This window comes from Bradyrhizobium sediminis, from assembly GCF_018736085.1.
GTDB lineage: Bacteria > Pseudomonadota > Alphaproteobacteria > Rhizobiales > Xanthobacteraceae > Bradyrhizobium > Bradyrhizobium sediminis.
On record NZ_CP076134.1, the window covers coordinates 2216517 to 2230766 of the forward strand.

A 14250-nucleotide genomic window follows, 5' to 3' on the forward strand; every position below is an offset into this window, starting at 1 on the left:
GACTGACGTATGGGGAAGCCTGGAGGTGTCGCCATGATCCGCCCCGTCCTTCGCCATGCCTTTCTCGCAGCGGGAATCTTGCTGGGCTCGCACGCGGCGCTCGCTGAAAATCGCGTCGCGCTGGTCATCGGTCAGTCGAACTATCGTGCCGTGGTTCCGCTCCCCAATCCGGCCAACGATGCCAAGGCCATGTCACAGATGCTGACCGAGTCGGGTTTCGAGGTGCTGACTGCTGCCGACCTGTCGCAGAACGAGCTGCGGACCAAGGTCGGCGACTTCGCGGCAAAGGTCGCCGAGAAGGGCCCCGATACCGTGGCGCTGGTGTTTTATGCGGGCCACGGCCTGCAGATCGACGGCGAGAATTTCCTCGTGCCGGTCGATGTCGACCCGAAGCGGGAAACCGACATTCCGCTACAGGCGGTCCGTCTCAACGACGTTCTGAACACGCTTGCCTCGGTGCCGAGCAAGACCCGCATCCTGCTGCTCGACGCCTGCCGCAACAACCCGTTCCCCGACATCAACAAGACGGCAGGCCGCGGGCTCGCGATCGTCGATGCCAAGACCGGCGCTCCCGGCACCTTCATGTCGTTCTCGACCTCGCCCGGAGCAGAAGCCGAGGACGGCAGCGGCGCCAACAGCCCCTATACGTCGGCATTGCTGGCCGCTGCGAAGGAGCCGGGACTTTCGATCGAAGATACCTTCAAGCGCGTGCGTGTTGCGGTCAACAAGGCGACCGCGGGCCGCCAGACGCCCTGGGACAGTTCCTCGCTGACCGACGACTTCAGGTTCGTCGGTCCCGCCGTTGCCGGCCCAAAGCTCGCTTCCGTCAAGAAGACGGTCGACGAGTGGAAGCGCGACTTGAAAGGCAAGCCGGCCGAGGCCGCCAATGAATTGATCGTCGCCGACGGCACCGACGAGGCCTATGAAGCCTTCGCCGTCCTCTACGCGCAAACGCCGCTGGGTTTGCAGGCGCGCGACTGGCTCGATCGTCACCGCCGCATGGTGGCATGGAACAACGCGGTGATCATCAATACGGCGGCCGGCTATCGCGCCTTCATTGCGCAGTATCCCGACAGCGATCTCGCCCCGACGGCGCGCAAGCTTGAAGAGCGGCTGCGCAATCGTCCGAACTTCGTGGCGACCGTCGCCACCGCCGGCGGCGCGCCGAACGCGTCCGGCGCGGCCGCGTCAGGCCCGGCAGCCGGCCAGCCGACCAACGCTTCGCTCGGCCCGACCTGTCCCTGCACCACGCCGACCCTGCCGCTGAAGAAGGTCGATACGCCGCCGAAGAAGCGCACCGAGCCCGATCCGCCCAAGCGCGTCGACCGTGCGCCGCCGAAACGTTATGTCGTGCCGGAAGACGATGTCGTGGTCTATCGTCGCCCGCCGCCGCGTGACTATTACGAGCCGCGCGGACCGTCGATCGGCATTGGAATAGGCATTGGCGGGTTTGGAGGAAGCGGTGGCTACGGAGGCGGTGATCGTGGCGGCGGTCACCAGGGCACATCGAGGAGCGGATACTGAAGGCAACCCTTGCAGCGGCTTCGCCAGCGTCATGGCCCCCTGAGCGATGATCGTGCTGCAGGGGAGAGCCATGCAGAAAGTTCTCGCGCTGTTCGTGCTCGCCGTCTTTGCTGCAGCGCCCGCGCTGGCCTGGGAGCATTATGCGGTTTTCGCCGCTCACCCAGATCGCACCGGCCAATGTCGGCGATCTCGTGCGCGCCTGGGATTTTCGCGCCGGCGATCTCGACAGCTGCGCGCCGGCGGTGATGGCGCGGATGATGGTCGCGGTCGACCTGAAGGCGGGGAAGATTCTCTGGCAGTCGTCGGTCGGCACCGTGGAGGACCGCGCGCCGTTCGGGGGCGCATTCAGCTTCGGCACGCCGTTGGTCAACGGAGTGGCGATCACGGCAGGCGGCCTCGTCTTCACCGGCGCAATGGACACATATTTGCGTGCCTTCGACGCGGAGTCGGGCGAGGAACTCTGGCAGGGCAGGCTGCCGGTCCCCGGCGTCGCCAATCCCATGACCTATCTCTGGAAGGGCGAGCAATATGTCGCGATCGGTGCCGGCGGCCATTCCGAATCCGGCACGACGATCGGCGACAGCTTGGTGGCGTTTTGGCTGGCGCGGCCGGGCGAAGCGCCCTCGCTATGGTCGCGCACCATCGACCGGCCCGGCGGACGGTTCCTGAGTAAGGCGATTGTGCTCGCGCTCGTGATTATGCTGGCGGCAAGCGTGTTCTGGCGCTGGCGCCGTCACTCAAGGCAGGGCCGGACCGGGCTGTCCGGCACTCCCCGATAGTTGGAAGCGGCTTACGCCTGCAAATCCGCCCACCACATGACCCCTGCGAACACCGCAAACATGGCGACGACACTGACGGTAACCAGGATCGAATCGAGGGGCATTGCTGAATCCTTCAAAAAAGAAGGCTCAAAGTGGCAAAGGGCCGCGGGTGGCTTCATTGATCTGGATCAATGACAGCCATTTCGGCGCCTGCCCTTGGCCGAAGCAAGCCGCGGCAGATCGCGGCCCCGATACCTGCGGCTATCGATGCTTCTTCGGGCGGATCGAATGGGTGGTTACTTCCCGCGCGGCGGCCTGTTGCAGTTCGCGCCGAAATTCATCGCGCTTCTCGTGGATGGAGGCAATGACGGGTCCTGTCGCCTGTCCCAATCCGATTAGCGCCGCTTCCGACAACTGCAGGCTGGCCTCGATGGTTTCGGGCACGGCGTCGGTCACCCCGATCGCGTAGAGGTGGCGGGCGTGGGAAGCGTCGCGGGCGCGTGAGACGATAACGACGTCCGTTCGGAGCGAACGCACCTGTCTCACGATCTCGTCGATTTCGGCCTTCGCGGCGACCGTTACGATGACGGCCTTGGCGTCCATGGCCCCGCAGCTCTTGAGGAATTCCGGATCTGTTGCATTGCCATAGTAGACCTCGCTGCCGCTTCGCCGCTGTGCCGGCACTACGGCGGCATCGTTGTCGACGGCGATATAGGGACAGCCGTGCCGATCCAGTAACGAGCAGACGACTTGTCCAACCCGGCCATGCCCTATGACGATTGCGTGTCCAGTGCTTCCATTTGGCGCGATGGTCAGTTCCGGGTCGAGCGCCTTGGGCTCCCGGAACCTCGGCGTCAATCGCCGCGCGACCAGCGACAGCGCTGGAATGAGCGCCATGGTGATTGACGTCACCGTCAAGGTGAAGCTCGACACATTGGAGCCGATGAGCCCGAGCGTGGTTGCCAGGCCGATGCCGACGAATGCGAATTCGCCGCCGGGCCCAAGGAGAAGACCGGTTTCGATCGCTGCAGACCAGGGCAGGCGAAAGATCCGGGCGAGCCCGATGAGCAGGATGGACTTGATGACGATGAGGCCGACGACGCATGCAACGAGCAGCAATGGCTCGCGAGCAAGCTCGCGAACGTCGATACTCATGCCGACGGTAAAGAAGAACACGCCAAGCAGCAGCCCCTTGAAGGGGCCGACAGTCGTTTCGATCGCCTTGCGGAATTCGGTCTCGGCGAGCAGCAGCCCCGCGATGAACGCTCCCAGCGCCATCGAAAGTCCGGCCATGGCCGCGGCGACCCCCGTGCCGATAATCACAAACAACGTTGCCGCCACGAACAACTCGATGGTTCCGGCGGAAGCAACCAACCGAAACAGCGGTCGCAAGAGCAGGCGGCCGACAGCAACGATCGCTGCAACCGCGAGTGTCGCATTCAGGAGCGCAAGCCCGAGACTGGTCATGACCGAGCCGCTCGCACCGCCACCCAGAATGGAGACAAACAGCAGGATCGGAATCACCGCCAGGTCTTGCGCCAGCAGAACGGCGAAACCGGTTCGGCCGGCCGTCGTGGCGAGGCGGCCCTGGTTGGAGAGGACCTCGATGACGATCGCGGTCGAGGATAAAGCAAGGCACGCGCCGATGATGACCGATACGGTGGGAGAGTTGCCGGCTAGGCTGGCGATGCCGCCGATCACTGCAGCAGTGACGATGATCTGCAGGCTTCCGAGTCCGAACACCAGGCGGCGCATGGTTTTCAGGCGCTCGTAGGACAGTTCCATGCCGACAATAAACAGCAGGAAGACGACGCCGAGTTCGGCGATGCCTGCAACGTTGCTGGCATCGACGACTGTAACCCAGTACAAGAACGGAAACGTCTTGATGAGCGAGCCCAATCCGAGCGGGCCAAGGACCGCGCCTGCCGCAAGGTAGCCGAGGACGGGGCTCAGTCCGAAGCGGCGCACCAATGGGATGACAATGCCAGCCGTTCCAAGCACGACCAGCGCATCGCTGTAGACATCGATATTGATCGGCGCCGTCACTGATTTCCCTAGCTTGGCCTGCAATTCCGCACTGGACTACATGGCGTGTGCATAGGCAAGGTTATCCCGGACGCAAAGGTCCGTGCCTCAACCCGATGCGGCGGGAAAGAACCTGCCGCCAGCCGGGGCGGCGAGACCCCAAGAGATCGGTCGCAGTGGGAGGGAAGGCGGACGCAGCGCCGACATCGAAATCCGGCGGTGATGCCGCGCGCCCTGCGACTAGTCGAAGGCGAGGCCGATCCGCCTGTCGTGGCTCCAGACCGCGTGGCAGCGGCGGATGAACTGGTCTTTTTCGATCACCAGCATGAACGATGACGGCAGGCTGACGCAGCTGGCGAGGTCGACCGCGGCGCCGTTCGGCGACAGATTGCGCACGGTGCAGGTGATGATGCCGCTGCCATCGAATGCGATGGCGCCGCCCTTCAGCACCCGGAATCGCTGCGCCGCTCTCCTCTCTGTGATGTGCTCGCTCATCGCCGCAAATCCGAAAATCCCGCCTGGCAATTCTGTCCAAATTAGCGCACCGGAATTACGGACGATTGAATCGAATACCCGTAAAATTTGATCCCGGATTAGGGTTTCGTTTACGCTGGCGCGGCACAGCAGAATCTGTCCATGCTGCAACTTCACGCTGCAACGGAGATCACGATCATGAAAACGACGGGTGCGCTGCTGTTTGCCGCCGGCCTCCTGCTTTCGGCGCCGGCCCATGCCGTCGTGCTCGACCTGTCGACCATGACCTGCAAGCAGTTCGTCGAAGGCAGCCAGGACGAAATCAAGATGGTGCTGACCTGGATGGACGGCTGGTACAAGGGCGATTCCGACGAGGCGATCATCGATACCGACGTGTTCGTCGAGAACGCCAAGAAGTTCGGCACTTTCTGCGGCAAGAATCCGACCGTCAGCATCGTCACCGCCGCCGAAAGGATTCTCGGCAAGTGATCCGCTAACCGGCAGCAGGCTTTCGCACGAAAGCACTATGTCAGCATCGCGAAAGCGCTCGATACCATCGCCACCGGCTTGTTGTCGTGGGCGCTGGACAGGGTGACATGGCCAAAGCTCATGGTGCGGCCCATGCGGACCACCCGCGCGTCCGCCAGCACGTCGGACGCGGTCGCGGCCCGCATGAAATGCGTGGTTTGGTCGACCGTCGTCATCGGCCGGTAGCCGCGGTTGGCCGCGAGGTTGGCAATCACCATCGCGGTGTCGGCGAACGCCATCAGCGCCTGGCCGCAGACAATACCGCCGTTCCGGCACAGCCGCTCGGAGAAGGGCATGCGCAGGATCGCACCCGGCTGCCAGCCGGCGGCGGCAGTCTGCGGCGGCTCATAATCGATGCCCTCGATCGAGAGGTTGAGATCCTGCACCCACGGCGCAAACACATCGCCGAGCACGCGCCTGGCTTCCTCGATATCGAATTTCCTCGGGTGCTGCTGGTGCTGTATCAACGTCGGTTCCCCCGTTTCATTGGTTTCCTCGCATTCTTAAGTGCGTCCGGCCCAAATGAACACTCTCCCTGCGCGGCTTGAAAATGCCTGACTTCCAGCCGTAGGATGGCAGGGTAGAGAGCAGGGTAACCATGCTCAGGCGATTGGCACTGATTTTTGGCGTGGCCGCCCTGGGTCTCGCGCTCGATGGCTGCACAACATGCGGCCCGATCTGGGACGATTGGACGCAATCGCCGAAATCCTGCAAGTCGGACCGGTTTTAGGCCTTGGAGCTGACGTGCTTGGCGTCATGGTTGGCGCGATGATATATAGCCTTCGAAAATGCAAGGGAGCTTCCCCGATGAGAATTCTTGGCGCGGCCGCCGTCATCGCGTTGCTGGCAGGGACGGCTTACGCGCAGACCCCCAACATCAACCTGATCCCGGAGCTGCAATCCAAATCCCCGGAGGAAAAGGAAGCCGAGGCGGAACGCGACAAGAAATACAAGGATTCGCTGAAGAAGATTCCGGACGCCAAGGTCTCCAACGATCCCTGGGGCACCGTGCGTAGCGCCGATGCGCCCAAGACATCCACATCCAAGACGTCGGCTCCCGCGAAGCCGCGCACCAAGACAGGCAGTACCGCCAACTGAGGCGGCGCGCCTCGATCAAGCCAGCGCGGCCGACTGATCGAGCAGCGTCTCGTAGCACTCGCAGGACAACCGCAGCAGTGCGGCCCGGTCCAGGATCCTGATCACGCCCCGCGAATAGCGGATCGCGCCTGCGGCCTGCACCTTGCTCGCAACTTCAGTCACCGAGGTGCGCCGCACTCCCAACATTTCCGCGAGAAATTCCTGCGTCAGCGCGACGGTGTCGCTGCCCGCGTGGTCGGCGCTCTGCAGCAGCCAGCGGCAGAACCGGGCCTCGATCGAGTGCAGCGCGTTGCAGGCAGCCGTCACCCGCGCTTGCGACAGCAGCACCTCATTGTAGCGGATGCAGAGATTGCGGATGGGTTCGCTGGTAGCGGCGACGGTCCGGAAATGGGTGGCGGCGATCCTGCTGCAGGCCATCGGCATCTGCACCACGACGCGAACCAGCGACTTGTACAGGCCGAGCCCGGCCATCGCGCCGACCACGCCTTCGCGGCCGACGGTTGCGGTCTCGATCGCCTTGCCGTCGCGCAGCACGGTGAGCAGCGACAGCATGCCGTTATGGGGAAAGTAGATCTGGTCGACCTCATCGCCGGCTTCGCCCAGCACGAGCGCCTGCGGCAGAGACACCGACGACAGGTGCGGAAGCAGCCGATCGAAATCATGGCGCGGCAGCGCGGCGAGCAGTTTGTTGTCAGAGGGAAGGCCGATGTCGACGGGCGTTGCCACTGCGATGTCCTGCCCGGTCGGTTGGCCGAGTTACCGCAGGGTTGAGAAGAGCGCTCCGAGAGGGCGATCCGCGGCTCGCCGGCGACTGGGGGATCATTGCCGGTCCTCAATTGTAGCAATCCTAGGTCGAACAGGCGACTCAATTCCCGGCAGTCGGGTAGGGGGACTCGGATTGGTTCCTCGCCCACCCTATATTGTGCCGGTCGTCATCTGTTTGGAGTTGCGACATGGCCTCTCGCCCGCGCGACCTCGCCGACCGGATGGCCGCCCGGCGCAAGCCGGACGACGGCTTTCTGCGCGAGACCTTCACCTTGCCCCGCGGGGCGGCGCGGACGAAAGCGAGGGACTTCCTCACCCGCTATCCCAAGGCCGCCTATATGAGCGGGGTCGAAAGCTGGCGCGAACTGCCTGATGGGGATATCGAATTCACCATGCGGCGGCTGCGCAGCGCCGACTGACGGTTCCGGATGTGGGACCGGTGTCGCGCCCCCAACTATCTATGAATATTGAGATTCTTCCCGCAGAGGACGTTCCGGCGTCTTCGCATGGCCTCTGCCGGAGGGGGAACGATGGCTGGACACCTCGACCTAGGCGCGGTCGGAAACCACGTGATCGCAAGCGTAGCAGCGGAAAACCTTGATGGCGGCGTGGGTCGACAGCGCGGGGAGTTCGCCCAGCCGTTTCATTTCAGCGCCGCATCTTTCGCAACGGCGCGCGGGGCTGTTCTGATCCGCGGGGTTGGGCGGAACGTTCCCGTCGCCAGACGCCATGACGGCTGCCCCTCACGCTTTTTTCCGAATCGGTGACAGTCAGACTGCCACATCTGCGTGTATAGGATTGTATCAGCTCAACTAAAGCTTGTGGATGGGGCGGCGCTGGCCGGGGGTTATTCTTCGTCTGCCCCCAGCAGCCTGCCGCTCGTTCGGTTGATGAAATGGAGGCGGCTGCAGGCCTGGCAGACTACGGTTTCGTAACTGGAGGTTGAATCGTCCGCCCCGGGGTCGTCAGCCAGCCAGTGCTGCACATTCATACCGGTTCGTGGACACTTGAAAATAATGTTACCCATAAGTAGGCCACTCTGGCCTCAAGAAAAATTTTCCGAATTGATCCGCGTCAATGATTTCGGACGGAGGATGTGCCGGCGAGCCCCGCCGCCACGCGAATCGGGGGCCAGTTCTGCGGTAAGAGCTCAATTCGGCGCGCAGGATCTATCGAAAAGGCGGAGCCCGAACGATCTGCTCGCCGGGCTCCTGGCAGATGCCGGAACGGCGCCCTCGCGGGGCCACTCGGTAGGTGCTGGTGCATGAATGATCCAGGTTGCAACAGCGCGCATTGATCCAGGGCAAAGGCACGAGGCCTTATTCAGCGGCTTTGCCGCAACATGGATGGGAAAGGAAGAATCGAGTCTCGCCCGCCGGGCCGGGCTTAGTCGAACGCGACACCGATCCGTTTTTCCTTGCGCCAGATGACGTGGCAGTGGTGCGGCGAGCCATCGGTGAACAGCGTGAAATGCGCGGGGATGCCGACCGGACTGGTCACGTCGAGAGCCGCGCCCGCAGCCGATAGATTGCGGACCATGCAATCGATCCCACCGCCGTGGAACTCGATCGTTCCGGCCTTCAAGACGCGGTGCCGTGGGGAAGTCCGCTTCTCGTCCATGGAATCCACATACACCCTAATCCTAAGAATTCGATAAGCGTCCGGTGGGCGGAATACCCCGTGGGACCGTGAGGTGGCTGCCAACCGAGGCGGCGGGCTAATAGGGCTCCGATGCGACGTTGTTGCATAAGTGGCAGCGGAAAATCCGGACCGCAGGCCTTGCCCTGACCTGCGGCAGTTTGCCGAGGGCATTCATGTCGCCTCCGCAATCCTCGCACTTGCGGGGTGGAGGCTCCTGCTGTGGCTCGCCGGTTCTGGTCATTTGCCGAAACGGTCTAGTCGAGGACGATTGCCACCGCTACTCAAGTCACGACAAAACAGCCGTCTCCGTAGTCCTACGGGGCGTTGTCGGTGTTCTGATGACGAGACTGCGATGACGGGTATCCGAGCTTCAGGGCGAAGAATGACGGATGAATGAGGCCGCCAACTGAGGCGGCCTTACCCGTAATTTTACGGTTTCCGTTAACGGAACGTCTATTCGCGATCCGTTCTCCAAAATCAAAATAGGCCAGTGCTCATTTCAATTTAGGCCACTAGGGCCTGGAAACAGGCCAGTACCCCGCGAGGAAAAAGAACATATTGCGAACTTGGAACAAATGGGGTACGTTTTTGCTATCGCTCGTTTCAAGCTCAGCCGCCCGTTTGTCCCTCTAGCGAATCCCCGTCATAAGGAGCACCACCAATGGCCGCGCCCACCACCGCCCTGCGTATCGTCGAAGGATCCTCAATGGACAAAACCAAGGCCCTGTCCGCCGCGCTCTCCCAGATCGAGCGCCAGTTCGGCAAGGGCTCGGTGATGAAGCTGGGCAAGAACGACCGCTCGATGGACGTCGAGACCATTTCTTCGGGTTCGCTCGGCCTCGATATCGCGCTCGGCGTCGGCGGCCTGCCGAAGGGACGGGTGGTCGAAATCTACGGGCCGGAGTCCTCCGGCAAGACCACGCTGGCGCTGCACACGGTGGCCGAAGGCCAGAAGAAGGGCGGCATCTGCGCCTTCATCGACGCCGAACACGCGCTCGATCCGGTCTATGCCCGCAAGCTCGGGGTCAACATCGACGAACTCCTGATCTCGCAGCCCGACACCGGCGAGCAGGCGCTGGAAATCTGCGACACTCTGGTGCGCTCCGGCGCGGTCGACGTGCTGGTGGTCGATTCGGTGGCGGCGCTGGTGCCGCGCGCCGAGCTCGAGGGCGAGATGGGCGACGCGCTGCCCGGCCTGCAGGCCCGTTTGATGAGCCAGGCGCTGCGCAAGCTCACCGCCTCGATCAACAAGTCCAACACCATGGTGATCTTCATCAACCAGATCCGGATGAAGATCGGCGTGATGTACGGCTCGCCGGAAACCACCACCGGCGGCAACGCGCTGAAATTCTACGCCTCGGTCCGCCTCGACATCCGCCGCATCGGCGCCATCAAGGAGCGCGACGAGGTGGTCGGCAACCAGACCCGCGTCAAGGTGGTGAAGAACAAGCTGGCGCCGCCGTTCAAGCAGGTCGAATTCGATATTATGTACGGCGAGGGCGTCTCCAAGATGGGCGAAATCCTCGACCTCGGCGTCAAGGCCGGCATCGTCGAGAAGTCCGGCGCCTGGTTCTCCTATGACAGTCAGCGATTGGGCCAGGGCCGCGAGAATTCGAAGGCGTTCCTCAAGGCCAATCCCGACATGACCGCGAAGATCGAGGCGGCGATCCGCCAGAACTCCGGCCTGATCGCCGAGCAGATTCTGGCCGGCAGTCCCGAGCGCGACGCCGACGGTGACGAGCCGGCGGAGGATTGAGCATGATCCGGAAAAGTGGGAACCGGTTTTCCGACTAGATCATGCTCAGACAAAGAAACGAGGTCATGATTCCGATTCATTCGGATCATGACCGAGAGAATTTGTCGGGCCTTGGTCGCCTGACTTAAGGTTCGACATGAACGGGCGCTGAGGACGTTGAGTTGCCGACGTCCCCAGTGCCTGTTTTGATTTTGGACGAGTCGCGAAGGCGGCGTTTTGTGCGCGCGACCGATTCGGAATTGCGAGAGTTTGAAAGCGCTTGGAGTCGTGAGCGGAGATTTCTGATCCGCTCACCTGGCGTGGCACTTGAAGCACTGGAACTGTCATTCCCTAGACCGGGATGAGATTTGGTTGGGCCGTGACGACGGAACGTTTTTCTTCTCGTGCCCCGGACGCAGCACAGCACGAGTGCAGCGAGCCGGGGCCCACTTTACTTTGCATGGGGTCGTTTTCGCGTTTTTTTGTCCGGGTGCTGCGGTGCACCGCCGAAGCAGCGCTATGCTGGGTCCGGGACATCGTTAGTGCCCCGCGCTTACGGGACGAAGCGATCCAACTTCGACCCATCATTCCCTAGCGCGAGCGAACCCGAAAATCCCGGGACCATCAGATGCAGTCCACACGTCTGAGGCCCGTGCGCCGCACCATCCCTGAATGCTCTTAACAACCCGTCACTCCGCCGCCTCTGCGTAATCCGCCACCGGCGGGCAGGAGCAGACGAGGTTGCGGTCGCCATAGACGTTGTCGACCCGGCCGACTGGCGACCAGTATTTGTCGGAGCGCGAGGTGCCGGCCGGGAAGCAACCCTCGGCGCGGCTGTAGGCCCGCTGCCACAGATCGTCGGCGATGTCGTGCACGGTGTGCGGGGCGTGGCGCAGTGGCGAGGCCTCGACCTTCCAGCGGCCGGACTCGATCTCGGCGATCTCCTGCCGGATCGCGATCATGGCGTCGCAGAAGCGGTCGATCTCGGCTTTCGATTCGGATTCGGTCGGCTCGATCATCAGCGTGCCCGGCACCGGGAAACTCATAGTCGGCGCATGGAAGCCGTAGTCGATCAGCCGCTTGGCGATGTCGTCGACGGTGACGCCGCTGGAAGTCTTCAGCGGGCGGGGGTCGACGATGCATTCATGGGCGACCCGGCCTTTGGCGTTGCGGTACAGCACCGGGAAGTGCGGATCGAGCCGGTTCGCGATGTAATTGGCATTGAGGATCGCCATTTCGGTGGCGCGGGTCAGGCCTTCGCCGCCCATCAACAGGATGTAGATGTAGGAGATGGTCAGGATCGACGCCGAGCCGAACGCCGCCGCCGACACCGGCCCGACCGCCGAGGGCGCCGCGCTATCCGGATCACCCGGCAGGAACGGGGCGAGATGCGCCCGGACCCCGATCGGACCCATGCCGGGACCGCCGCCGCCATGGGGGATGCAGAAGGTCTTGTGCAAATTGAGATGGCTGACGTCGGCGCCGTAGTCGCCGGGCCGCGACAGCCCGACCTGGGCATTGAGGTTGGCGCCGTCGAGATAGACCTGCCCGCCGTGGCCATGCACGATGTCGCAGATCTCGCTTATATGCTCCTCGAACACCCCGTGGGTAGAGGGGTAGGTGATCATGATTGCGGCGAGGTCTTGTGAATGCTTTTCCGCCTTGGCGCGCAAATCGGCCACATCGACATCGCCCCTGCTGTCGCAGGCGACCACCACGACCTCCATGCCCGCCATATGGGCGGAGGCCGGGTTGGTGCCGTGCGCCGAGGAGGGGATCAGGCAGACCTTGCGGTGCGGCTCGCCGCGGGCGGCGTGGTAGCCGCGGATCGCCAATAGCCCGGCATATTCGCCCTGCGCGCCGGAATTCGGCTGCAGCGAAACCGCGTCATAGCCGGTGATCTCGCACAGCCATCGTTCCAGCCGGTGGAACAGCGCGTGATAGCCTTCGGCCTGGCCGCGCGGCGCGAACGGGTGCAGCGCGGCGAATTCGGGCCAGGTCAGCGGGATCATCTCGGTCGTGGCATTGAGCTTCATGGTGCAGGAGCCGAGCGGGATCATGGCGCGGTCGAGCGCGAGATCGCGATCGCTGAGCTTGCGCATGTAGCGCAACAGTTCGGTCTCGGACCGATGGGCATGAAACACCGGATGGGTGAGGAAGGCGGTCGCCCGCTTCAGCTCCGCTGGCAGCGCCTCGCGGGCGCCGGCCTCGACTTCCGCGTAAGCCAGCTTGCCGCCGAACGCCCGCCATACCGCTTCGACGTCTTTCGGGCTCGTGGTCTCGTCCAGCGCGATCCCGAGCGTGCCCTCGCCGAGCCGCAGGTTGATCCTTTCCGCCAGCGCGCGGGCGGCGATTTCCCCGGTTCTGGCGCCGGCGTCGACCGTCAGGGTGTCGAAGAAGGCCGCCGATTGCGGCGCAAAGCCGAGCTGGCGCAGTCCCGCCGCCAATATGCAGGCGCGGCGATGCACGGTCCGCGCGATGTGGCTCAGCCCCTCCGGGCCATGATAGACCGCATACATCGAGGCGATGACCGCCAACAGCACCTGTGCAGTGCAGATGTTGGAGGTCGCCTTTTCGCGGCGGATGTGCTGCTCGCGGGTCTGCAGCGCCAGCCGATAGGCGGGCTGCCCCCGCGAATCGATCGACAACCCGACGATGCGGCCGGGCAGCGAGCGTTTCAGCGCGTCGCGCACCGCCATATAGGCCGCGTGCGGTCCGCCATACCCCATCGGCACCCCGAAGCGCTGCGCCGATCCGATCGCGATATCGGCGCCGAGTTCGCCCGGCGACGCCAGCAGCGTCAGCGCCAGCAGGTCAGCGGAGACCACGGCCAGCGCGCCCCTGGCACGCAGCCCCGCGATCGCCGGACGCAGGTCGCGCACCGCGCCGGAAGTGCCGGGATACTGCAGCAATCCGCCGAACACCTCGGCCTTGTCGAGATCACAGGCGGGATCGCCGACGATCAGTTGCCAGCCCAGCGGCTCGGCGCGGGTGCGCAGCACGGCAAGGGTCTGCGGGTGGACCTCGTGGTCGACGAAGAAGGCTTTGGTCTTGCCTTGCGCGGCGCGCTCGGCCAGCGCCATCGCTTCCGCAGCGGCAGTGGCTTCATCCAGCAGCGAGGCATTGGCGACGTCGAGCCCGGTGAGGTCGCAGATCATGGTCTGGAAGTTGAACAGCGCCTCCAGCCGGCCCTGGCTGATTTCGGGCTGATACGGCGTGTAGGCCGTGTACCAGGCCGGGTTCTCCAGGATGTTGCGCTGGATCACCGCCGGCAGCACCGTGCCGGAATAGCCTTGCCCGATCAACGAGGTGAACATCTGGTTCTGCGACGCCAGCTCGCGCATATGCGACAGCGCCTCGGTCTCGCTCAAGGGGAAGCCGAGATCGAGCGGCGCCTTTTGCCGGATCGATGATGGCAGGGTCTCGGCCATCAACGCGCCGAGGCTCTTGGCGCCCACGGTCTCCAGCATCGCCTGGATGTCGCGGGGCGAGGGGCCGATGTGGCGGCGCACGAAGGTGGCGGCGGGCTCAATGGCGGGTTTGCGGTGCGCGGTCATGGGCTGTTCCTCTATTGCTCGTCATGCCCCGCGAAAGAGGGGCATCCAGTACGCCGGGAAGTCAGAGATTGAGCTGAAGGGCCGCGGCGTACTGGGTCGCCCGGTCAAGCCGGGCGACGACAGCGCGTGTGTGGCTGCAAAT

Annotated in this window: 11 protein-coding genes and 1 pseudogene; 6 read left to right on the forward strand and 6 right to left on the reverse strand. The window is 63.8% G+C overall.

Translation table 11 applies throughout. From position 1 onward, the window contains the following. The first annotated feature begins 33 nt into the window (after positions 1-33). On the forward strand, positions 34-1524 hold the full coding sequence (locus KMZ29_RS10535; RefSeq protein WP_215623629.1) for a caspase family protein: 1491 nt from the start codon (positions 34-36) through the stop codon (positions 1522-1524). Positions 1525-1781: 257 nt separating this feature from the next. Beyond that, positions 1782-2303: pseudogene (locus KMZ29_RS10540) on the forward strand (outer membrane protein assembly factor BamB family protein); the annotation flags it as partial. 243 nt (positions 2304-2546) lie between these two features. Here the strand turns inward: KMZ29_RS10540 and KMZ29_RS10545 are convergent. Continuing rightward, the gene (locus KMZ29_RS10545) at positions 2547-4331 is read right to left on the reverse strand and encodes a cation:proton antiporter domain-containing protein (RefSeq protein ID WP_215623631.1); all 1785 of its coding nucleotides are present in this window, start codon (positions 4329-4331) and stop codon (positions 2547-2549) included. Positions 4332-4550: 219 nt separating this feature from the next. Further along, positions 4551-4805, reverse strand: a complete 255-nt coding sequence (locus KMZ29_RS10550) for a PilZ domain-containing protein (RefSeq protein WP_215623632.1) — start codon at positions 4803-4805, stop codon at positions 4551-4553. 177 nt (positions 4806-4982) lie between these two features. On the opposite strand from KMZ29_RS10550, the gene KMZ29_RS10555 reads away from it, so the two are divergent. Beyond that, on the forward strand, positions 4983-5273 hold the full coding sequence (locus KMZ29_RS10555; protein ID WP_215623633.1) for an HdeA/HdeB family chaperone: 291 nt from the start codon (positions 4983-4985) through the stop codon (positions 5271-5273). A gap of 35 nt (positions 5274-5308) precedes the next feature. Here KMZ29_RS10555 and KMZ29_RS10560 read toward each other — a convergent pair whose 3' ends face one another. Next, positions 5309-5776 (reverse strand): PaaI family thioesterase, encoded by a 468-nt coding sequence (locus tag KMZ29_RS10560; protein WP_215624219.1) that lies wholly within the window; start codon positions 5774-5776, stop codon positions 5309-5311. Between the two features lie 343 nt (positions 5777-6119). On the opposite strand from KMZ29_RS10560, the gene KMZ29_RS10565 reads away from it, so the two are divergent. Beyond that, positions 6120-6410, forward strand: coding sequence for a hypothetical protein (locus tag KMZ29_RS10565; RefSeq protein WP_215623634.1), 291 nt, complete (start codon positions 6120-6122; stop codon positions 6408-6410). A 15-nt stretch (positions 6411-6425) separates the two neighbouring features. Here KMZ29_RS10565 and KMZ29_RS10570 read toward each other — a convergent pair whose 3' ends face one another. Beyond that, complete coding sequence (locus tag KMZ29_RS10570; protein ID WP_215623635.1) at positions 6426-7136, reverse strand: Crp/Fnr family transcriptional regulator; 711 nt, start codon at positions 7134-7136, stop codon at positions 6426-6428. Between the two features lie 227 nt (positions 7137-7363). Here KMZ29_RS10570 and KMZ29_RS10575 point away from each other — a divergent pair, with 227 nt between their 5' ends. Then, on the forward strand, positions 7364-7594 hold the full coding sequence (locus tag KMZ29_RS10575) for a hypothetical protein (protein WP_215605983.1): 231 nt from the start codon (positions 7364-7366) through the stop codon (positions 7592-7594). A 967-nt stretch (positions 7595-8561) separates the two neighbouring features. On the opposite strand, the gene KMZ29_RS10580 is transcribed toward KMZ29_RS10575, so the two are convergent. Further along, positions 8562-8795 carry a PilZ domain-containing protein gene (locus KMZ29_RS10580; protein ID WP_215623636.1) on the reverse strand — a complete coding sequence of 78 codons (234 nt, stop codon included), beginning with the start codon at positions 8793-8795 and terminating at the stop codon, positions 8562-8564. A 682-nt stretch (positions 8796-9477) separates the two neighbouring features. Here KMZ29_RS10580 and recA point away from each other — a divergent pair. Then, positions 9478-10572 (forward strand): recombinase RecA, encoded by a 1095-nt coding sequence (gene recA, locus KMZ29_RS10585; RefSeq protein WP_215623637.1) that lies wholly within the window; start codon positions 9478-9480, stop codon positions 10570-10572. Positions 10573-11240: 668 nt separating this feature from the next. On the opposite strand, the gene gcvP is transcribed toward recA, so the two are convergent. After that, on the reverse strand, positions 11241-14108 hold the full coding sequence (gene gcvP, locus KMZ29_RS10590) for an aminomethyl-transferring glycine dehydrogenase (protein WP_215623638.1): 2868 nt from the start codon (positions 14106-14108) through the stop codon (positions 11241-11243). Positions 14109-14250 lie beyond the last annotated feature (142 nt).

Bases quoted from the DNA above. Each gene is read 5' to 3' on its own strand.
- KMZ29_RS10535 (WP_215623629.1), top strand. From the start codon at position 34: ATGATCCGCCCCGTCCTTCGCCATGCCTTTCTCGCAGCGGGAATCTTG.
- KMZ29_RS10550 (WP_215623632.1), bottom strand. From the start codon at position 4,805: ATGAGCGAGCACATCACAGAGAGGAGAGCGGCGCAGCGATTCCGGGTG.
- KMZ29_RS10555 (WP_215623633.1), top strand. From the start codon at position 4,983: ATGAAAACGACGGGTGCGCTGCTGTTTGCCGCCGGCCTCCTGCTTTCG.
- KMZ29_RS10565 (WP_215623634.1), top strand. From the start codon at position 6,120: ATGAGAATTCTTGGCGCGGCCGCCGTCATCGCGTTGCTGGCAGGGACG.
- KMZ29_RS10575 (WP_215605983.1), top strand. From the start codon at position 7,364: ATGGCCTCTCGCCCGCGCGACCTCGCCGACCGGATGGCCGCCCGGCGC.
- KMZ29_RS10580 (WP_215623636.1), bottom strand. From the start codon at position 8,795: ATGGACGAGAAGCGGACTTCCCCACGGCACCGCGTCTTGAAGGCCGGA.
- recA (WP_215623637.1), top strand. From the start codon at position 9,478: ATGGCCGCGCCCACCACCGCCCTGCGTATCGTCGAAGGATCCTCAATG.
- gcvP (WP_215623638.1), bottom strand. From the start codon at position 14,108: ATGACCGCGCACCGCAAACCCGCCATTGAGCCCGCCGCCACCTTCGTG.